The organism is Nocardioides sp. Z35_8, assembly GCF_059621125.1.
In genome coordinates this window covers 582,070-600,579 of record NZ_JCAQIE010000001.1, presented here as the reverse complement: position 1 = coordinate 600,579, position 18,510 = coordinate 582,070, and the positions used below count along the sequence as shown (strand labels likewise).

The 18,510-nt window shown below is 73.6% G+C and carries 17 protein-coding genes; 6 read left to right on the top strand and 11 right to left on the bottom strand.

The genetic code is table 11. The annotated features are described in order from the left end of the window. Positions 1 to 65 precede the first annotated feature (65 nt). The 5 genes from AC54T2_RS02870 to AC54T2_RS02850 all read right to left on the bottom strand — a co-directional run bounded on the left by AC54T2_RS02870 (position 66) and on the right by AC54T2_RS02850 (position 6,013). A complete protein-coding gene (locus AC54T2_RS02870) occupies positions 66 to 3,266 on the bottom strand; it encodes a heterodisulfide reductase-related iron-sulfur binding cluster (RefSeq protein WP_186339421.1) in 3,201 nt (1,066 codons plus the stop codon). Between the two features lie 178 nt (positions 3,267 to 3,444). Next, positions 3,445 to 4,092 carry a hypothetical protein gene (locus AC54T2_RS02865; protein WP_496665473.1) on the bottom strand — a complete coding sequence of 216 codons (648 nt, stop codon included), beginning with the start codon at positions 4,090 to 4,092 and terminating at the stop codon, positions 3,445 to 3,447. Next, positions 4,092 to 4,904 (bottom strand): IclR family transcriptional regulator, encoded by an 813-nt coding sequence (locus AC54T2_RS02860; RefSeq protein ID WP_186339419.1) that lies wholly within the window; start codon positions 4,902 to 4,904, stop codon positions 4,092 to 4,094. Before AC54T2_RS02860 ends, AC54T2_RS02865 begins: the two co-directional genes overlap by 1 nt. A 7-nt stretch (positions 4,905 to 4,911) precedes the next feature. Beyond that, positions 4,912 to 5,454: a hypothetical protein gene (locus AC54T2_RS02855; protein ID WP_496665472.1), complete on the bottom strand. Its 543-nt coding sequence runs from the start codon at positions 5,452 to 5,454 to the stop codon at positions 4,912 to 4,914. An 88-nt stretch (positions 5,455 to 5,542) separates the two neighbouring features. Further along, the gene (locus AC54T2_RS02850; RefSeq protein WP_496665471.1) at positions 5,543 to 6,013 is read right to left on the bottom strand and encodes a hypothetical protein; all 471 of its coding nucleotides are present in this window, start codon (positions 6,011 to 6,013) and stop codon (positions 5,543 to 5,545) included. Positions 6,014 to 6,186: 173 nt separating this feature from the next. Here AC54T2_RS02850 and hutH point away from each other — a divergent pair, with 173 nt between their 5' ends. Beyond that, a complete protein-coding gene (gene hutH, locus AC54T2_RS02845; RefSeq protein WP_496665470.1) occupies positions 6,187 to 7,749 on the top strand; it encodes a histidine ammonia-lyase in 1,563 nt (520 codons plus the stop codon). A gap of 11 nt (positions 7,750 to 7,760) precedes the next feature. Here hutH and AC54T2_RS02840 read toward each other — a convergent pair whose 3' ends face one another. Further along, a complete protein-coding gene (locus AC54T2_RS02840; protein WP_186339415.1) occupies positions 7,761 to 8,228 on the bottom strand; it encodes a hypothetical protein in 468 nt (155 codons plus the stop codon). Between the two features lie 53 nt (positions 8,229 to 8,281). On the opposite strand from AC54T2_RS02840, the gene hutU reads away from it, so the two are divergent. Continuing rightward, positions 8,282 to 9,967, top strand: a complete 1,686-nt coding sequence (gene hutU / locus AC54T2_RS02835; protein WP_496665469.1) for a urocanate hydratase — start codon at positions 8,282 to 8,284, stop codon at positions 9,965 to 9,967. A 143-nt stretch (positions 9,968 to 10,110) separates the two neighbouring features. On the opposite strand, the gene AC54T2_RS02830 is transcribed toward hutU, so the two are convergent. Next, complete coding sequence (locus AC54T2_RS02830; protein ID WP_496665468.1) at positions 10,111 to 11,382, bottom strand: phosphotransferase family protein; 1,272 nt, start codon at positions 11,380 to 11,382, stop codon at positions 10,111 to 10,113. Positions 11,383 to 11,453: 71 nt separating this feature from the next. Between AC54T2_RS02830 and AC54T2_RS02825 the strand changes: the two genes are divergently transcribed. Beyond that, entirely contained in the window at positions 11,454 to 12,482 is a 1,029-nt protein-coding gene (locus AC54T2_RS02825; RefSeq protein ID WP_496665467.1) for a M48 family metallopeptidase, read from the top strand. A gap of 126 nt (positions 12,483 to 12,608) precedes the next feature. Here AC54T2_RS02825 and AC54T2_RS02820 read toward each other — a convergent pair whose 3' ends face one another. The 4 genes from AC54T2_RS02820 to AC54T2_RS02805 all read right to left on the bottom strand — a co-directional run bounded on the left by AC54T2_RS02820 (position 12,609) and on the right by AC54T2_RS02805 (position 15,553). Then, positions 12,609 to 12,752, bottom strand: a complete 144-nt coding sequence (locus AC54T2_RS02820; RefSeq protein ID WP_186339411.1) for a hypothetical protein — start codon at positions 12,750 to 12,752, stop codon at positions 12,609 to 12,611. A gap of 141 nt (positions 12,753 to 12,893) precedes the next feature. After that, positions 12,894 to 13,763 carry an HpcH/HpaI aldolase/citrate lyase family protein gene (locus tag AC54T2_RS02815; protein WP_186339410.1) on the bottom strand — a complete coding sequence of 290 codons (870 nt, stop codon included), beginning with the start codon at positions 13,761 to 13,763 and terminating at the stop codon, positions 12,894 to 12,896. Position 13,764: 1 nt separating this feature from the next. Next, complete coding sequence (locus AC54T2_RS02810) at positions 13,765 to 14,850, bottom strand: HpcH/HpaI aldolase/citrate lyase family protein (protein ID WP_186339409.1); 1,086 nt, start codon at positions 14,848 to 14,850, stop codon at positions 13,765 to 13,767. Between the two features lie 139 nt (positions 14,851 to 14,989). Further along, positions 14,990 to 15,553, bottom strand: coding sequence for a DnaJ family domain-containing protein (locus AC54T2_RS02805; protein WP_496665466.1), 564 nt, complete (start codon positions 15,551 to 15,553; stop codon positions 14,990 to 14,992). 115 nt (positions 15,554 to 15,668) lie between these two features. Here AC54T2_RS02805 and AC54T2_RS02800 point away from each other — a divergent pair, with 115 nt between their 5' ends. The 3 genes from AC54T2_RS02800 to AC54T2_RS02790 are packed head-to-tail and all read left to right on the top strand — an operon-like array spanning position 15,669 to position 18,480. Beyond that, a complete protein-coding gene (locus AC54T2_RS02800; RefSeq protein ID WP_489975356.1) occupies positions 15,669 to 16,319 on the top strand; it encodes a M15 family metallopeptidase in 651 nt (216 codons plus the stop codon). Next, positions 16,316 to 17,506 carry an alanine racemase gene (gene alr, locus AC54T2_RS02795; RefSeq protein WP_496665465.1) on the top strand — a complete coding sequence of 397 codons (1,191 nt, stop codon included), beginning with the start codon at positions 16,316 to 16,318 and terminating at the stop codon, positions 17,504 to 17,506. Before AC54T2_RS02800 ends, alr begins: the two co-directional genes overlap by 4 nt. Then, positions 17,503 to 18,480 carry a D-alanine--D-alanine ligase family protein gene (locus AC54T2_RS02790; protein ID WP_496665464.1) on the top strand — a complete coding sequence of 326 codons (978 nt, stop codon included), beginning with the start codon at positions 17,503 to 17,505 and terminating at the stop codon, positions 18,478 to 18,480. Before alr ends, AC54T2_RS02790 begins: the two co-directional genes overlap by 4 nt. The last annotated feature ends 30 nt before the right edge of the window (positions 18,481 to 18,510 follow it).

Here is an 18,510-nt window from a genome sequence, read left to right as displayed (position 1 = left end):
CGCGGCACGTGCCGGGTCGCTCTCCACGTCGCCCCAGTCGCCCTCCGGGTCCACCGCCTAAGCGGTCAGAGGTCGAAGAGCGAGCTCGATCCGCTGATGTCGACGTCGGTGCGTGGTGCTGGGCCGGCGTCGTCGGACGCGGGCTTCTGCGTCGGCGGTACGTCGTCGGCCCCGGATGCCGGCGCCTCGTCCTCGACGGGCTCGGCCTTCGGCGCGGGCTCGGCGGGGGCCGTCGGCTCGGGCTCGCTCGCCGCGGGCGGTGGGGCGGACGCCGGTGCCTCGACGTCGAAGAGCGAGCCGAGGCTCGACAGGTCGACGTCGGTGGCGGGCTCGGCCGTCGTGCCGCTGGTCGGAGCGGGTGACCCGACGGGCTCCGGCTCGGCGGCCGCTGCCTGCTCGGGCTCGGGCTCGGGGTCCGCGACCGCCTCCGCAGGAGCGGACTCGATGGCTGCCGGGGCGGGCTCGCTCGCCGGTGCCTCCACGTCGAAGAGCGAGCCGAGGTCCGACAGGTCTGTGTCCGTGGCCGGGGTGGACGCCGTACCGCTCGAGGTCGGCGCCCCGACCGGCTCGACCGGCTCGGTCGGCTCGCCACCGCTGGTCGCGGGGGACTCCGCGGCGGGCTCGGGCGCCGCGATGTCGAACAGCGAGCCTCCGCCGCCGAGGACGGTGGCGGGCGGCGCCGCGGCTGCCCTCCCGGCCGCCTTCTCGGGAGCCGGGGCGGGGGCTGCCGGCTCCTCCCCGGGCGCGCCCAGGTCGAAGAGCGACCCGCCGCCGAGGTCGGTGGACGGAGCCGGCTTCGAGGCGTCGGCCGGGGTGTCGAAGAGCGACGAGCCGCCGGACGCCGAGTCGGCCGGGGTGTCGAAGAGCGACGAGCCGCCGGACGCCGAGTCGGCCGGGGTGTCGAAGAGCGACGAGCCTCCGGACGCCTTGGCGGCCGGGCCGACGTCGGCGGTCTCGGCGACGGTGTCGTCGGTGAGGGTGACGTCGCCGGCCTCCGGCTCGTCCTTGGTGGCCACGTCGGAGGCCGTCGCGCCGGCTGCGGCAGCGGCGGGGGCAGCCGCGGGGACAGCGGCAGGGGACGACGCGGGGGCGGCCTTGGTCGCCTGCTCGCCCTTGACCGAGGCCAGCAGCATCTGCGCGACATCGAGGACCTCGACCCCCTCGCGGGCCTCGCCGTTCGCCTGCTGGGCCGTGAGCCCGTCGGAGAGCATGACCCGGCAGAACGGGCAGCCGACGGCGATCTGGTCGGCGCCGGTGCCGACGGCCTCCTTGGTGCGGTTGAGGTTGATCCGCTCGCCGAGGTTCTCCTCCATCCACATGCGCGCGCCACCGGCGCCGCAGCAGAAGGACTTCTCGGAGTGGCGCTCCATCTCGACGTACTCCGCGCCGGGCAGCACCTGGAGCAGCTCGCGCGGCGGCGAGTAGACCTGGTTGTGGCGACCGAGGTAGCACGGGTCGTGGTAGGTGATCGAGCGCTTCGCGGCGCCCGCGCCGTCCTTGACGGGGGTCAGCCTGCCCTCGCGCACGAGGCGGTTGAGCAGCTGGGTGTGGTGGACGACCTCGAGCTCGATGCCGAAGTCCTTGTACTCGTTCTTGAGCGTGTTGAAGCAGTGGGCGCAGGTCGAGACGACCTTCTTGACCTTGTACTCCTTGAACGTCTCGACGTTCTGCTGCGCGAGGCCCTGGAAGACGAACTCGTTGCCGGCACGCCGAGCGGGGTCGCCGGTGCAGGTCTCGCCGTTGCCGAGCACGCCGAAGGAGATGCCGGCCAGGTCGAGCAGCTCGGCGACCGCGCGGGTCGTCTTCTTCGCGCGGTCCTCGTACGCCCCGGCGCAGCCGACCCAGAACAGCCAGTCGACCGACTCGAGGGACTCCAGGTCCTCACCGACGACCGGCACGTCGAAGTCGAGGCCCTTGGCCCAGTCCATCCGCGCGGTGGCGGACATGTTCCACGGGTTGCCCTTGTTCTCCAGGCCCTTGAACAGCTGGTTGAGCTCGGCGGGGAAGTTGGACTCGACGAGCAGCTGGTAGCGCCGCATGTCCATGATGTGGTCGACGTGCTCGATGTCGACGGGGCACTGCTGGACGCACGCGCCGCACGACGTGCAGCTCCACAGCACGTCCTCGTCGATGACGAAGTCGCCGTCGGCGGGGTTGTAGAAGTAGTCGAGGACGTCGGTGCCGGCGCCAGCGGTCTCGCCCTTGGAGCCGACCCCGACGAGCTGGCGCTCGGCGTGCGCCTCCTCACCGTCGTGCTTGCCGTAGGCGTGGTCGCGCAGGCTCGTGATGAGCAGCTTGGGCGACAGCGGCTTCTCGGTGTTCCAGGCGGGGCACTGCGACTGGCAGCGACCGCACTCGGTGCAGGTCGTGAAGTCGAGAATGCCCTTCCACGAGAAGTCGTCGATCGAGCCCACGCCCAGCGTGGAGTCCTCGTCGAGGTCGTCGATGTCGTCGAGGGTGATCGCCTTGCCGTCGGACGTCAGCGGCTTCATGGCGCCGAGCGCCGTGCTGCCGTCGGCCTCGCGCTTGAACCAGATGTTGAACCAGGTCGTGAAGCGGTGCCAGGCGATGCCCATGGTGATGTTGCGGGCGATCACCATCAGCCAGACCATCGCCAGCGCGATCTTGAGCGTCGCGATGACGTAGATGAGGTTCTCGAGCGAGTCGACGGAGCTCGGGTAGAGCAGGTCGCCGAGCCACGACGAGAACGGGTAGTGGGCGCGGCCGGCCTCCTCGTCGAGGCGCCACTCCGCGGCGCGGACGAAGAGGATCGCCGAGCCCTCCAGCAGCGCGAGCGCCTCGACGAAGTAGGCCTGCCAGAAGGTCGAGCCGAAGAAGCGGCTCCGGCGGCCCTCGTTGCGGGGGTGGTGGCGCTGCCGGTAGACGATCAGGAAGACGATGCCGACCGTGCTCAGCGCGCCGATGAGCTCCATCAGCCACTCGAAGGGGTACCAGTGGCCGATGACGGGGTAGGCGAAGTCGGGCTTGAAGAGCTGGAAGTAGGCCGCCAGCACCGCGGTGCTGAGCAGCAGGAACCCCATGTAGACGAACCAGTGCATGATGCCGACCCAGTGCCACTGGAGCATCCGCGTGTGGAGGAACGTCTCCTTGAGCATCGTCGCGGTGCGACCGGCCGGGTTGTCGCTGCGGCCCGGCGCGGGCTGGCTCGCCCGGATCACGCCGAGCATCCGGCGTACGGCCGGGACCAGCATGGCGACCGCGGCGGCGGTCAGTGCGAACGAGACGACGATCGCGAACATCTGCATGGAGGGGTGCTCCTCGGTAGGGCGTAGAGGTCCGCAGCCTAGGCCGCCGCACCTGCCGACAGCCGCGCGCTACGGAGTGACACTGATCCTACCCGTTGGTAACTTGAGGTCGAGCGGCAGTGTGGCGGCCCTCCGGTGTACGACGACCCGTAGGCCGTGGCGCGGTTGCGCGACCGGCTCACCCACACCGGGGTTGACGCCCGCACCAGCCCAGCACCTGTGGGCTCCATCCGCGTCTGCTGGGCGCGGTGTCGCTCCGGCCGTCCTTGGCCACCCGCACCGCCGTCCGCCAGGCGCCGTGGTCATCGCCAGACGGGTAGGGGAGCTGGAGGCAGTCCCACAGGGAGGAGAGACCGACGACGAGCACGGCGTCACCGGGCCGCACGTTTCCGACCGGCATGAAGTCCTGGTCGTCGCGGCAGTGCACGCGGGTGCCGGGGTCGTCCCAGCCGCCACCGATCCGGAACTGCTGGTCGACGCGGAGGTCGGAGCGGCGCTTCGGTCCGGGCTTCCTCAGCCGCGCGTCGAGGCGACCCTCCGGCTCGGCGTCGCCGTCGACGTCGAACCAGACCGTGAGGTGGTGCCCGGGCCGGAACCCGCCGGGCACCTCGACCTCCACGTACTGGGTGGGGTTCTCCCAGGGGGCGCCGCGCAGCGTGACGCGCGCGATGTCCACGGACGGGCTCGAGGTCCGGCTGTCGTGGACCGTGACCCGCGGCGGCAGGACGTCCTCGGCCGCGGAGGCCGGCGGGAGCGCGGCGACGGCGAGCAGCAGCGCCATGACCGGGGCGGGAAGCAGGCGCGGGGAGGGGAGGCGAGCCGGCATCATTCGACGCTAGCACCGGCCGAGGGGCCTGGGGAGGGGCTGGGCGAGGGGCTTGTCGAGGCCCGACCGCTGACGCGTCTGGTCAGCCGGGTGGCGGTGTCGGTGACCGCAGCAGCGATCATCTCAGCGTCGGAGCCCGCGCCGCTGGGGAAGGTCACGGCCACCCCGGCCACGGGGTGTCCGTTGTGGTCGAGCACCGGCGCCGCGACGCTTCCCAGGCCGGGTGTCACCTCGCCGTCCTCCGTGGCATGCCCGCGCTGGCGGGTCTCCGACAGCACCGCCCGCAGCGCACTCAGGGAGGCGGGGCCCTTGCCGTGCCGGTCGACGAACGCCGTCCGGTCGGGGTAGAGCGCGCGCACCTGGCTGGCCGGCAGGGCCGCGAGCACCGCCCGGCCCGACGCGGTCAGGTGGGCGGGGAGTCGCACGCCGACGTCCGTGACCAGCGGTGCCCGGCCCGGCGCGCGCTCCTCGACGACGTAGAGCACGTCGCGGCCGTGGAGCACCGCCAGGTGGGCGCCGTGGCCGGTGTTGTCGACGAGCTCGGCGAGCGGTCGCCGGGCCAGCCGGGCCAGCGGCTCCTGGCGGGTGAACCCGCTGCCCACCTCGAAGGCGGCGACGCCGAGGCCGTAGCGGTGCTCGTCGGGCAGGTGCACGACGAAGCCCTCGTCGATCATCGTGTTGAGCAGGTGGTAGGCCGTGCTGCGCGGCAGGTCGCACGACCGCACGATCCGGTCGAGCGGGACCGGGTCGGCCTGGGTGGCCAGGAAGCGCAGGACCCGCAGGGCGCGCGTCGCGGCAGGGACCTGGCTCACCGCGGGGTCAGGACCGGTCGGAGCCCTTGGTGAACCAGCCGCCGCCGTCGCCCGACTCGATGGGCTTGCCCGGCATCTCCTGGGCGCCCGGGGTGCGGCGCGGGAGCAGCGGAGCCTGGCCGGCGGGCTGGTCGGCGGGCTGGTCGGTGGGCTCAGCGTCGACGTCGGCCGGAGCGGTGGGCTGCTGGTCGACCGTGCCGGGGACCTGCGGGGCGTAGTCGTCGGACCTGTGGTCGACACGCGGGTCCAGCCGATCGGCGGCGCGCACCTGCGACTCGTGCTGGGCCTCGGCCTGCTGGGCGGCCAGCCGGGCCTCGTGCGCCTCCGCCTCGGCCTGGTCGGCCCGGGCACGCGCCTCGTCGGCCTGCGCCTCGGCGGCGGCCGCGCGGTCCTGGGCGGGCGCGATGGTGGCCTGCGCCTGGCGCCCCGCCTGCTGACGGAGACTGTCGGCCCGCGCGATGTTGGCCTGTTTGTTCTTGCGCTGGACGACGAGGGCCGCGGCGGCGAGCACCACGACGAGGACGATGATGATGACGACGAGCGTGGTCACGAGACACCTCTCACGGAACAGGGGGGCCTCAGTCTGACAGTGCCCACGGCGTTGTCCAGCACCCCGCCCGTGGCGTCAGCCGATCGGTTCAGGCGGAGTGCGTCCCGCCGGTGGTGCCGTCGGTGCGGCGGGGGTCGTCGGTGTCCAGCACGGTGTCCGGGTCGTGCGTGGCGGTGTCGTGGGTGGCGGTGCCGTCGTCGTGCGTCGTCGTCCCGGGCGTGTAGTCGTCGGAGCGCGTGTCGACGTGGGGGTCGACCTCGTCGGCGGTGCGCAGCCGGTCCTCGTGCACCGCCTGCTGCTGGGTCGCGGCGACCTGCGCCTCGCGTGCCTTCGCCTGGGCGCGCTCGGCCTCGAGCCGCGCGCGCTCGGCCTCGGCCTCGGCCTCCTTGACGCGCACCTGCGTCTCGGGGATCTCGGTCGCGTGCTCGCGGGCCTCGGACCGCAGTCGTTCGGCCTGCGCGTGCTGCTGCTTCGTGCGCTGCTGGGTGACCAGCCAGGCGACGAGCGCCGCGACGACCAGCACCACGACCAGGACGATGATCCACGTCGTCGTATCCATCGGGGGACCTCCCTGCTCCGGCGGCCCGGGCGGCTCGCCACGGCGTCCACCGTGCCACAACGCCGGCGCGCCGGGTTCCCCCCGTTCGGGTGGGCGAATCGGTCTGGGATCCGAGACATCAGACGTACGCGGAGTGCTGGCGCAGGCTCGGCTCCGCGTGTTGCATGGGCGTCATGCAGACCATCCAGCCCATCGAGGTCGGGGTCGGTCCCGTCTCGTTCGAGCAGCTCGTGAGTGTCGCCCGCGACGGTGCGCCCGTCGTGCTCGGCGACGACGCGCTGGCCGCGATCGACCACGCCCGCGGAGTGGTCGAGGCGCTGGCCGACGCCGAGACCCCGACCTACGGCGTGAGCACCGGCTTCGGCGCGCTGGCCACCCGACACATCCCCACCGGGATGCGCGCCCAGCTGCAGCGATCGCTCGTGCGCTCGCACGCCGCCGGCTCCGGCCCCGAGGTGGAGCGCGAGGTGGTGCGCGCGCTCATGCTCCTGCGCCTCTCGACGCTCGCGACGGGACGCACCGGCGTACGCCGAGAGACCGCGCAGCTCATGGCGGACCTGCTCTCCCACGGGATCACCCCGGTGGTGCGCGAGTACGGCTCGCTGGGTTGCTCGGGCGACCTCGCGCCCCTGGCGCACTGCGCGCTCGCGCTGATGGGGGAGGGCGAGGTGCGCGACGCCTCCGGCGCGCTGCTGCCGGCGGCCGACGCGCTCGCCGCCGCCGGCCTCGAGCCGGTCGAGCTCGGGGCCAAGGAGGGGTTGGCCCTCATCAACGGCACCGACGGCATGCTCGGCATGCTCGTGCTGGCGATCACCGACCTGCGGATGCTGCTGCGCACCGCCGACGTGGCCGCCGCGATGAGCGTCGAGGCCCAGCTGGGCACCGACCGGGTCTTCGCCCCCGAGCTCCAGGCGATCCGCCCGCACCCGGGTCAGGCGCTGTCCGCGGCCAACCTCACCGCCCTGATGGCCGACTCCGCGATCGTGGCCTCCCACCGCACCGGGCCCGGCAACACGGTGGAGTGCAACCGGGTCCAGGACGCGTACTCGCTGCGGTGCTCGCCGCAGGTGCACGGCGCCGCCCGCGACACCGTCGAGCACGCCGCCACCGTCGCCGGTCGCGAGCTCGCCAGCGCGATCGACAACCCGGTGGTGGTCGGCGACCGGGTCGAGTCCAACGGCAACTTCCACGGCGCGCCCGTCGGCTATGTCCTCGACTTCCTGGCGATCGTCGCGGCCGACGTCGCCTCGATCAGCGAGCGCCGCACCGACCGGTTCCTCGACCGGGCGCGCAGCCACGGGCTGCCACCGTTCCTGGCCGACGACCCGGGCGTCGACAGCGGCCACATGATCGCGCAGTACACCCAGGCCTCGATCGTCTCCGAGCTCAAGCGGCTCGCGGTCCCCGCCTCGGTCGACTCCATCCCCTCCAGCGCGATGCAGGAGGACCACGTCTCGATGGGGTGGAACGCCGCCCGCAAGCTGCGTCGCGCCGTCGACGGGCTGTCGCGGGTCGTCGCCGTGGAGGTGCTCACCGCGGCCCGCGCCCTCGACCTCCGCGCGCCCCTCGAGCCGTCGCCCGCCACCGGTGCCGTCGTACGACGCCTGCGCGAGGCCGGCATCGCCGGCCCCGGCCCTGATCGCCACCTCTCGCCCGAGATCGAGGCGACGGTCGACCTCGTGCAGTCGGGCGAGGTGCTCGCCGCCGCGGAGACCGTGGTGGGAGCCCTGTCGTGACCGTCCGGTCGTCAGCCGGCGGAGGAGTCCTGGGCGATGAAGTCCTGGACCAGCCACAGCGAGAACAGCACCAGCCCGGGGTCGACCCGCTCGTGGTGCAGCGACACCCGGGCCGGCGTACGCCCCCGTCCGGTGGCCCGCACCTCGAGCAGGGCGGTGTCGCCGTCGGAGACCGAGTAGCGGGTGGTGACCAGCGCCTCGGAGCGCACCCGCAGCGGGCGGTCCCTCCATACGAGCTCGCCTCCGTGGGTCAGCAAACCCTTCTGCGCGAACCGGCCGACCGTCACCCCCGCGGTGTCGGTCGCCACGGCCGCCCTCCCCATCCGGCCCTGCGGGGCGGCGGTCAGCGGGGGCCCCTCGACGGGCACCAGCTCGCAGCTGCGCGACCACCAGCCGCCGCGCCGGATCGTCCCGACGCCGTCGAGGTCGTGACGACGACGGTCCCCGTCGGACCGCGTGAGGACCAGCTCGACCGCCATGCGCCCGACCGTAGTCCCGCCCATGCCCGCACGTCAGTCCCCAGGAGCATCCCGTGAGCACGAACCCCCGCCTGCCCATCCACGCCGCCACCGGCACCGAGCTGAGCGCCAAGTCGTGGCAGACCGAGGCGCCGTTGCGGATGCTGATGAACAACCTCGACCCCGACAACGCCGAGCGCCCCGAGGACCTCGTCGTCTACGGCGGCACGGGCAAGGCCGCGCGCAGCTGGGAGGCGTACGACGCCATCGTCGCGACCCTGCGCGACCTCGAGGACGACGAGACGCTGCTGGTGCAGTCGGGCAAGCCCGTCGGCGTGATGCGTACGCACACGTGGGCGCCGCGCGTGCTGATCGCCAACTCCAACCTCGTCGGCGACTGGGCCGACTGGGAGGAGTTCCGCCGCCTCGAGGACCTCGGGCTGACCATGTACGGCCAGATGACCGCGGGCTCGTGGATCTACATCGGCACCCAGGGGATCCTCCAAGGGACCTTCGAGACGTTCGCCGCGATCGCGGACAAGCGGTTCGGTGGCACCCTCGCCGGGACGATCACGGTCACCGCCGGCCTCGGCGGGATGGGCGGCGCGCAGCCGCTCGCCGTCACCATGAACGACGGCGTCGCCATCTGCGTCGAGTGCGACCAGCACCGGATCGACCGACGCCTCGAGACCCGCTACCTCGACGTCCAGGCGCGCGACCTCGACCACGCGATCGAGCTGGCGCTGGAGGCCCGCGACGATCGCCGCGCCCTGTCGATCGGGCTGCTCGGCAACGCCGCCGACGTGCTGCCCGAGCTGCTCGAGCGCCACCTCGACGGCTCGGTCCGCATCGACGTCGTCACCGACCAGACCTCGGCGCACGACCCGCTCTACTACCTGCCGTCCGGCACGGCGTACGACGACTGGGAGCGCGAGCGCACCGACGACCCGCGCGGGTTCACCAAGCGCAGCCAGGAGTCGATGGCGCGTCATGTGCGGGCGATGGTCGAGCTCCAGGACGCGGGCGCCGAGGTCTTCGACTACGGCAACTCGATCCGCGACGAGGCGCGCAAGGGCGGCTACGACCGGGCCTTCGCGTTCCCCGGCTTCGTGCCCGCCTACATCCGGCCGCTGTTCTGCGAGGGCAAGGGCCCGTTCCGCTGGGCCGCGCTGTCCGGCGACCCCGCGGACATCCACGCCACGGACCGGGCGATCAAGGAGCTCTTCCCCGCCGACGAGAAGCCGGAGTACGCCCGGCTGCACAAGTGGCTCGACATGGCGGCCGAGCGCGTGCAGTTCCAGGGACTGCCCGCGCGGATCTGCTGGCTGGGCTACGGCGACCGGGCGAAGGCCGGCCTGCGCTTCAACGAGATGGTCGCCAGCGGCGAGCTGAAGGCGCCGATCGTCATCGGCCGCGACCACCTCGACTGCGGGTCGGTGGCCTCGCCCTACCGCGAGACCGAGGCGATGCTCGACGGCTCCGACGCCATCGCCGACTGGGCGATCCTCAACGCGCTGGTCAACACCGCCTCCGGCGCCACCTGGGTGTCCTTCCACCACGGCGGCGGCGTCGGCATCGGCCGCTCGCTCCATGCCGGCCAGGTCACGGTCGCCGACGGCACCTCGCTCGCGGCCGAGAAGATCGAGCGGGTGCTCACCAACGACCCCGGCATGGGCGTGATCCGCCACGTCGACGCGGGCTACGACCGCGCCGTCGAGGTCGCCCACGAGCGCGGGGTTCGGGTCCCGATGCTCGGCTGACGCGCCGGGCTTGCCGGGGTGCGGGGCGTCCGCCCCGGCTCGAGCGGTCACGTCCCCGCTCAACCACCCGGATACGGGTGTCCCAGCGGGGACGAGGGTGTCCTAGTGGTCGTACGACGCGTCGGGTCGTCGTCTGCCCACGGCTACTCGTCGGTTGTGACCGACTCGAGGAGCTTGCGCGTCAGCATCAGCACGGCGCCGTCGAAGTCGTGGGTGCCGGCCTCGATCCCCTCGCCCAGCCGGTCGAACGTGACGGTCTGGAAGACCAGGTCGACCAGGGGTGCCAGCTCGACCGCGCGGTCGAAGTCGGCCTCGGGGAACGCGTCGCGCCACGGAAGTAGGACGGTGCGCACCCGGTCCTCTGCGTGGGTCCCGTCCGCCTCGGTGAGCCAGTGCGCGAGGTGGGTGCCGTCGAGGAAGGGGTGCGTGATGCAGCCGTCGCTCCAGTCGAAGACCCGCACGCCCGAGCCGTCGAAGGCGACGTTTCCCGAGTGCAGGTCGCCGTGGGCGAGGGTGTCGGGGAAGCCGCAGGCCCAGAGCTCGCGCACCCGCGTCTCGACGAGCGGGACCGCCTCGACGAGGGCGCCGCGCTCGTCCGTGGTCAGCGCGTCGAGCTCGCGGTTGGTCGCCAGTGCGCCGCGCCAGGCCGTCAGCGTCTCCTCCGCGCCTCGGCGAGGAGCGCCCGCCCCGCGCAGCTCGTCGAGCCAGTCCAGCGATGCGATCTGGGCAGCGGCCCACAGCGGCGCGAGCGTCATGGCGGCCTTTGTCGGCGCGCCGTCGTCGTCGACCCCCCGCAACGGCTCGGTCACGACCCAGCACCTCCTGTCCTCGATGGCGACCACCTCCGGGACCAGGTGTGGGAGGTGGGCGGCGAGCGTCGCCACGATGGCCGCCTCGGCCGCGAAGTGCGCGCAGCTGGCCTTGAACCACACGGGACCTCGGTCGGTCGGGACGACGTGGACCGCCGAGATGCTCCAGACGCGATGGGTCTGGAGCGAGCCGGTGCGCGACCGGCCGGTGTCCACCAGCGCGGCGTCGATCCAGGCCTCGACCTCGTCGGACCATCCGGGGCGATACCAGTCCGGCCGGTGTGCGGGCGGCGTGCCCCAGTGCTCACGGACCGCCCGCTCGACCTGGACGCGCACCTCCTCGCCGAGGTGGTCCGGGTCGGTCCAGTGCCCCCGCTCAGGTGCGCCGCTGCGCGCGCGGACGACGTGCAGGCGGTTGACCTCGTCGAGGACGACCGCCGGCGCGACGGGCACGGCGTCGGTGAGCAATCGGCTGGCGGTGGCCGTCGGGCTTGGCCCGCCTGCCTCCGGATCGTGGACGAAGCTCGGCAGCCGTCCGTCGTCGTCCACCCACACCCGCTCCCCGTCGGTGAGGGCGACGTGAATCGTGCGCGGCTGACGGGTCACCGCCGCATCGTGGCACGCGCGTCCTTCGCGGATCCCATGACATTCCCGCCCGGGTAGGTCAGGATCCCTCCATGGCATCGGGGGAGAGGAAGCCGGCGCGTGCGCGCGTCGTGCTCACGGACATCAGCTCGCGGGCGTGGGAGCACCCCGCCGACAAGGGCGCACTGGTCGCGCTGCGCAAGCTCAAGGGCTTCGACGTGCTGCTCAAGACCATGTCGGGCGTGTTCCGCGAGCGGGCCTGGCGGCTCACCCTGCTGGGCTCCGCGGTGCGCGTCGACGAGCGGCAGTTCGCCCGGCTGCACCGCCTGCTCGCCGAGGTGGGGCGCAGCCTCGACGTCGGCGACCTGCCGGAGATGTACGTCCAGGCCGACCCGACGCTCGGCGCCGTCACGGTCGGCATGGACCGGCCGATCATCGTGCTGTCGTCGGGCCTGGTGCACCACCTCGACGACGACGAGCTCCGCTTCGTCATCGGCCACGAGCTCGGCCACGCCGTCAGCGGGCACGCGGTCTACCGCACGCTGCTGGTGCGCCTGCTCGGGCTGGGCGGGCTGCTCAACGCCGTCCCCGGCGGCGCGCTGGGCATCCGGATGGTCACCGTCGGGCTGCTGGAGTGGTCGCGCAAGGCCGAGCTGTCGGCCGACCGCGCCGGCCTGCTCGCCAGCCAGGACCCGACGGCGGCGCTGCGCACCCACATGAAGCTCGCCAGCGGCGGCACCCTGGAGGAGCTCGACGTCACGTCGTTCCTCCAGCAGGGAGCGGAGTACGACGAGGGCGGCGACGTGCGCGAGTCGCTCATCAAGCTCTCGCTGCTCCAGCAGCAGAGCCACCCGTTCGCCGTCGTCCGGGCCACCGAGCTGCGCCGCTGGACCGACTCGGGCGCGTACACGACGATCCTCGCTGGCGACTACCCGCGCCGCACCGACGACGACACCGCGTCGGTGAGCGCGGCCGCGCAGGAGGCGGCCGCGAGCTACACCGCGACGTTCGAACGGACCCAGGACACCCTCGGCCGCCTGGTCCACGACCTCGCCGGCTGGATGGGCACCGCCAGCACCTGGCTCAACGACCGCTTCCGTCGCGGCGACCAGAGCGCCTGAGCCCACCCGTTCGGACGCGGGCGACGTCCGCCGTACGCACGAGCGGGCGGGCGGGCGGAGCAGCCCGAGACGCGGCAGGACCCCACACACCAGGGGTGTACGGGGTCCTCGCGGGGTGGCGGAGTGCTACCAGACCCGTCGGCTGGAGCCGCCGATCGGCACGAAGTTCAGCACCAGGCCGACCACGATCAAGATGATGCCGAGCGTGGTCAGGATGCTCTGGGGGAGCAGGAGCCCGAGGATGAGAAGGATCAGTCCGAGGACAATCATGGGGTGCCTCCTAGGTGTTGCGGCCGGCCCACGGTGGGCAGGGCGCCGACACTCTTGCGGGTCCGCAGCACGTTCGACAATTCCGCTCATCCCTGCGGGTGAGGCGATGTCAAGACCCTGTCCATCCTGTGGTGACCGCCCTCACTCGGTGCCGATCGCCTCGATGGCCTCGTGGATCGACAGCGTCCGGCGGGCCGACTCGACGTGGAGGTTCTCGATCATCCGGCCGTTGAGGGTCACCACGCCGGCGCCGGCGCCGGCCTCGAACGCGGCGATCAGCTCGCGCGCGTCCTCGACGGCCGCGGGGCTGGGTGCGAAGGCGCGGTTGGCCCCCTCGACCTGCCCGGGGTGGACGAGCGTCTTGCCGTCGAAGCCCATCTGTCGCCCCTGCTCGCACTCGGCGAGGAAGCCGTCGGCGTCCTTGACGTCGTTGTAGACGCCGTCGAGCACCGCGATGCCCGCGGCCCGTCCGGCCAGCAGCGCCGTGTGCAGGCTGGGCAGGATCGGGGCGCGGCCGGGGACGTGCTCGGCGTAGAGCTCCTTGACGAGGTCGTTGGTGCCGATCACGAAGGCGCCGAGGCGCTCGGAGGACCGGGCGATCGCGAGCGCGTCGAGGATCGCGACGGGCGTCTCGACCATCGCCCACAGCCGGGTGTGGTCGGGCGCGCCGGCCTTCTCCATCGCGGCCACCAGCCGGGCCACCTCCTCGGCGCTCTCCACCTTGGGGACGACGATCGCGTCGGGTCCGGCCTGGCTGGCCGCGGCGAGGTCGGCGTCGTGCCACTGGGTGCCGATCGCGTTGACGCGGATGGTGACGGTGCGCCGGCCGTAGTCGCCACTGGCGGCGGCCGCGGCGGCGGCCTCCCGGGCCGACTCCTTGGCGTCGGGCGAGACGGCGTCCTCCAGGTCGAGGATCAGGCCGTCGCAGGGGATCGTCCGCGCCTTCTCGAGCGCCCGCTGGTTGGAGCTGGGCATGTAGAGGACGCTGCGCAGGGGGGTGAAGTCAGTCATCTCAGGCCTCCTCGACCACGATCGCGTCGTACTGCTTCCTCAGCTCCGGGTCGATCGCGGCCAGCTCCTCGGCGAGGGCGACCATGACCTGGCACTGCTTCACCGAGGCGTCGTCCTCCATCTTGCCGTCGATCATCACCGCCCCGGTGCCGTCGCCCATCGCGGCGATGACGCGCCGCGCGTGCGCCACGTCCTCGACGCTGGGGGAGAAGACGCGGTGGGCGATCGCGATCTGCGCCGGGTGCAGGCTCCAGGCGCCGACGCAGCCGAGGAGGAACGCGTTGCGGAACTGGTCCTCGCAGCCGACCGTGTCCGCGATGTCGCCGAACGGCCCGTAGTAGGGGTAGATCCCGTGCATCGCGCACGCGTCGACCATCCGGGCGATCGTGTAGTGCCACAGGTCCTGCTGGTACGTCGCCCGCTCGGCGTCGTGCTGCGCCTTGCCGTCCGCGTCGCGCGGGGCGTCCTGGCGCACGAGGTAGCCCGGGTGGCCGCCGCCGACGCGGGTGGTCTTCATCCGGCGGTCGGCGGCGAGGTCGGCCGGCCCCAGGGACAGGCCCTGCATCCGCGGGCTGGCGCCGCAGATCTCCTCGATGTTCGCCACACCGCGCGCGGTCTCGAGGATCGCGTGGACGAGGATCGGGCGGTCGAGCCCGGCCTTCGCCTCGAGCTGGGCGAGCAGCCGGTCGACGTAGTGGATGTCCTCGGCGCCCTGGACCTTCGGCACCATGATGACGTCGAGCTTGTCGCCGATCGCGGGCACGAGGGTGGTCAGGTCGTCGAGCACCCAGGGGCTGTCGAGCGAGTTGATCCGCGTCCACAGCTGGGTGGGCCCGAAGTCGGTCGCCCGGGCGATGTCGACCAGTCCCCGGCGCGACTTCTCCTTGTTCTCCGCCTTGACGGCGTCCTCGAGGTTGCCGAGCAGCACGTCGACCGTGCCGACCATGCCGGGCACCTTGGCGGCCATTTTCTCGTTGCCCGGGTCGAAGAAGTGGATTGCGCGGCTCGGCCGGGCGGGGATCTCGCGCGGCGGCGCGGGCGCGCCGACGGCGAGCGGGGCGAAGAAGTCCTTGGCGGGGCGGGTCATGGGCGCAAACTACCGCTGCGCCGGAGCAGCCCGATATGACCCATGTCTCGCTGTCGGGCAGGGCGCGGGTCTCCCTCGACTCCTACGTGTGCGGCATCCAGCCGGTGTCCGACCCCGGTCGCAGGCCCAGCGACGACGGTCAGCGGGTGCGCCGGCGGCGCCACCACGACCGCTTCCGCGGCGGCGGCGCGGCAGCACGGGCCGCGGCCCGCTGCGCCTCGATGCGGGACGTCCGGCGCTCACCCCACGCCTCGACCTCCGCGTCGACGTCGCGCACGGCGGTGATCACCGGTGGACCGCCCTGCAGCTGACGGCGGGTCTCCACGACGCGGCGGTTGAAGTCGTCGAGCTCACGTCGTACCTCCCGCTCGATCGAGATCCCGTCGAGGCGTGCGTCGAGCCCGGCGTCCTCCTTGCGCAGCGCCAGGGCCGGCGGGAGGAGCGCGATGCTCTCGCGCTCGACGAGCTTCTTGACCCACCAGTCGGGGTCGTGCTCGCCGCCGAGGTCCTCGATCGGCTTGCCCGTGCCCGGCAGGTCGTCGAACTCGCCGCGCTCCATCGCCTGGCGCACCTGCAGGTCGACCCACGTCGACTGCTGCGCGATCCGGGCGGCGGAGGCCGAGCGCCCCGTGCGGTCGTCGCGCTCGCGCTCGCGGCGTCTCGACCCGGGGTCCGCGACGTCGAAGTCGTCGTTCTCGGACATGCGTCGAGTCTACGGTCGCCGGTCACGCCGAGGCCCACGTCGACCGGTGGCCCCGGACCGTCCCGGTCCTCGAGGACAGCAGCCCGGCACCTCAGGTGGAGGCGGGGGGACCGGCGTGACCGCGAACGTGGTCGTCATGGTGATCCTCCTGTCCGACCCCCGTGTCGCCGCCGTGCCCGTGCGTGAGTCCGGTGAGCCCCTGGTCCGCCTCGACGCGTCGTTCGGGCCGGCCCGGGCGCGGGTCAGGCGCGGCCTGGCCGACCGGCTGGCCCACGCCCGGCGCGACCTGCCGCCCGGCATCGCGATCCGGGTCGTCGAGGGACACCGGTCGGTGGCCGACCAGCGCTCGATCGTCGCCGCCTACGCCACGGAGGTCCGCGCCGCCCATCCGGAGGCCGGCCCCGACGAGGTGCGGCGGCTCACCAGCCGCTTCGTCGCGCCGGTGGACGTCGCGCCGCACGTGGCCGGCGCGGCGGTGGACCTGACACTGGTCGACGCCTGCGGCGACGACCTCGACCTCGGCACGCCCATCGACGCGACGCCGGAGCAGTCCGACGGCGCCTGCTACTTCGCCGCGGCCGGCATCGGGGCCGACGCCCGCGCGCACCGCGACCTGCTGGCGCGCGTGCTCGGCGGCGCCGGACTGGTCAACTACCCCACCGAGTGGTGGCACTGGAGCTTCGGCGACCGCTACTGGGCGCTCGTCACCGGCGCGGGTGCCGCGACCTACGGCCCGGCCCGCGTCGGCGACGAGGCAGCCGCGTGAGCGCGCTGGCCGTGGCGCCCACCGCGGTCCCCTGCGCAGCGCCCACCCTGGACGTCGACCTGTCGGCCGTCGCCGCCAACACCCGCCTGATCGCCTCGCGCACCGCGGCCGAGGTGATGGCGGTGGTGAAGGCCGACGGCTTCGGGCACGGCGGGGCCGATGTGGCCCGCACGGCGCTGGCGCACGGGGCGACCTCGCTCGGTGTCACCAGCATCGAGGAGGCGCTCGCCCTGCGTACGGCCGGCCTGACCGCGCCCGTCCTCAGCTGGCTCAACCCGGTCGACGCCGCGTACGCCGACGCGCTGGCCGGTGAGGTCGAGCTCGCCGTGCCCTCGCGCGAGCACCTCGACGCCGTCGTCCTCGCCCAGCGGTCCGGGCCGCACCAGCGCTCGGCCCGCATCCACCTGCACCTCGACACCGGCATGGCCCGCGACGGTGCGGAGCCGGCGGCGTGGCCCGACCTGTGCCGTGCCGCCCGCCGGGCGGAGCGGGCGGGACTCGTCCGCGTGGTCGGGGTGATGGGACACCTCGGCTGCGCCGACGACCCGGCCGACGCGTGCAACGCGCTGGGCCGGCGGCGCTTCGCGTGGGGGGTGGAGACGGCCCGGGGCGCCGGGCTCCGCCCCGCCCGCCGCCACCTCGCGGCCACGGCGGCGACCCTGCTGGACGTCCGCAGCCACCACACGACGGTCCGCGTCGGCGCCGGCCTCGTCGGCATCGACCCCACCGGCACCACCCTCCTGCGCTCGGGGCTGACCCTCACCGCGCCGGTGGTCGGCGTCCGTCGCGTCCGCGCCGGCGCGGGCGTCGGCTACGGGCACAGCTGGATCGCGCCCGCGGCGACCCACCTGGCGCTGCTGCCGCTCGGCTACGCCGACGGGCTGCCGCGCGCAGCCTCCGGTCGGGCGGAGGTGCTGCTGCGCGGGCGTCGGCGACCCGTCGTCGGGCGGATCTCGATGGACCAGGTCGTCGTCGACCTCGGCGACGACCACGCCGAGCCCGGCGACGCCGCCACCGTGCTGGGCCCCGGCGACGCCGGCGAGCCGACCGTCGGCGACTGGGCCCGCTGGGCCGACACCCTCCCGCACGAGATCGTCACCGGGATCGGTCCCCGCGTGCGCCGCAGCGTCCGCCCCGCCGGCCCTGCCGCGCACTCCTCCTCACCCCGACTCAGGAGCATCCCGTGACCACCCCCGCCACCTCGCAGGGCGCCCGCACCCGGGTCGCCGTCGTCGGCGGCGGCCAGAGCTGCGAGCACGAGGTCTCCCTCGCCTCCGCCGCCGCGGTCGCCGCCGCCCTCGACCCGACGGCCTACGACGTCGTCCGGCTGACCATCGCACGCGACGGGCGCTGGGCCGGCGGCGATCGGGCCCTCGGCCTCGGCGAGGCCGTGACAGTGCTGCAGTCCTGCGCCGCCGTGCTGCCCGTGGTGCACGGCCCGCGCGGCGAGGACGGCTCGCTCGCCGCGCTCTGCGAGCTCGCCGGGGTCGCCTACGTCGGCTCCGGCGTCGGGGCCGGGGCGCTGGCGATGGACAAGTGGGCGACCAAGCTCGTCGCCGGGGCGCTCGGCATCGCGACCGCCCCCGGCGTGCTGCTCACCGCGGCCACCGCCACGTCGTACGCGTGGACCCACCCGGTCGTCGTCAAGCCCGTCGCGGCCGGCTCGAGCCACGGCGTGAGCCTGGTCGGCGACCCGTCCCGGCTGGCCGACGCGCTCGCTGCGGCGCTCGCCCTCGACGACCGCGTGCTCGTCGAGGACGTCGTCGCGGGCCGGGAGGTCGACGTTGCCGTCCTCGGCGGGCCCGACGGCACCCGCGTGGTGTCGCCGGCCTTGGAGGTCGTGGTCGACGGTTGGTTCGACTACGAGGCGAAGTACGCCGGCGGTGCCGACTTCCGCGTCCCCGCCGCGCTGTCGGACGCCGAGCGTTGCGCCCTCGAGGAGGCCGCCCTCGCGGTCTACGACGCCCTCGGCTGCGCCGGAGTGGCGAGGGTCGACTGCTTCGTGACCGGCGACGGCCCGGTGCTCAACGAGGTCAACACCATGCCCGGCTTCACCGAGCAGTCGCAGGTGCCGCGGATGTTCGCCGCAGCCGGGATGTCGTACGCCGACCTGCTCGACCGCCTCGTCCGCGACGTGCTCCCGGGGCGAGCCGTGTCGTGACCGTCCCCGGCATGGTTCGATTGCGCCGTC

What these genes read in the sequence shown, in the direction of transcription:
- AC54T2_RS02850 (WP_496665471.1), bottom strand. Translation starts at nt 6,013, where the DNA reads ATGGATACGACGACGTGGATCATCGTCCTGGTCGTGGTGCTGGTCGTC.
- AC54T2_RS02805 (WP_496665466.1), bottom strand. Translation starts at nt 15,553, where the DNA reads ATGTCCGAGAACGACGACTTCGACGTCGCGGACCCCGGGTCGAGACGC.
- AC54T2_RS02840 (WP_186339415.1), bottom strand. Translation starts at nt 8,228, where the DNA reads ATGGCGGTCGAGCTGGTCCTCACGCGGTCCGACGGGGACCGTCGTCGT.
- AC54T2_RS02865 (WP_496665473.1), bottom strand. Translation starts at nt 4,092, where the DNA reads ATGCCGGCTCGCCTCCCCTCCCCGCGCCTGCTTCCCGCCCCGGTCATG.
- AC54T2_RS02810 (WP_186339409.1), bottom strand. Translation starts at nt 14,850, where the DNA reads ATGACCCGCCCCGCCAAGGACTTCTTCGCCCCGCTCGCCGTCGGCGCG.
- AC54T2_RS02870 (WP_186339421.1), bottom strand. Translation starts at nt 3,266, where the DNA reads ATGCAGATGTTCGCGATCGTCGTCTCGTTCGCACTGACCGCCGCCGCG.
- AC54T2_RS02815 (WP_186339410.1), bottom strand. Translation starts at nt 13,763, where the DNA reads ATGACTGACTTCACCCCCCTGCGCAGCGTCCTCTACATGCCCAGCTCC.
- AC54T2_RS02820 (WP_186339411.1), bottom strand. Translation starts at nt 12,752, where the DNA reads ATGATTGTCCTCGGACTGATCCTTCTCATCCTCGGGCTCCTGCTCCCC.
- hutH (WP_496665470.1), top strand. Translation starts at nt 6,187, where the DNA reads ATGCAGACCATCCAGCCCATCGAGGTCGGGGTCGGTCCCGTCTCGTTC.
- AC54T2_RS02825 (WP_496665467.1), top strand. Translation starts at nt 11,454, where the DNA reads ATGGCATCGGGGGAGAGGAAGCCGGCGCGTGCGCGCGTCGTGCTCACG.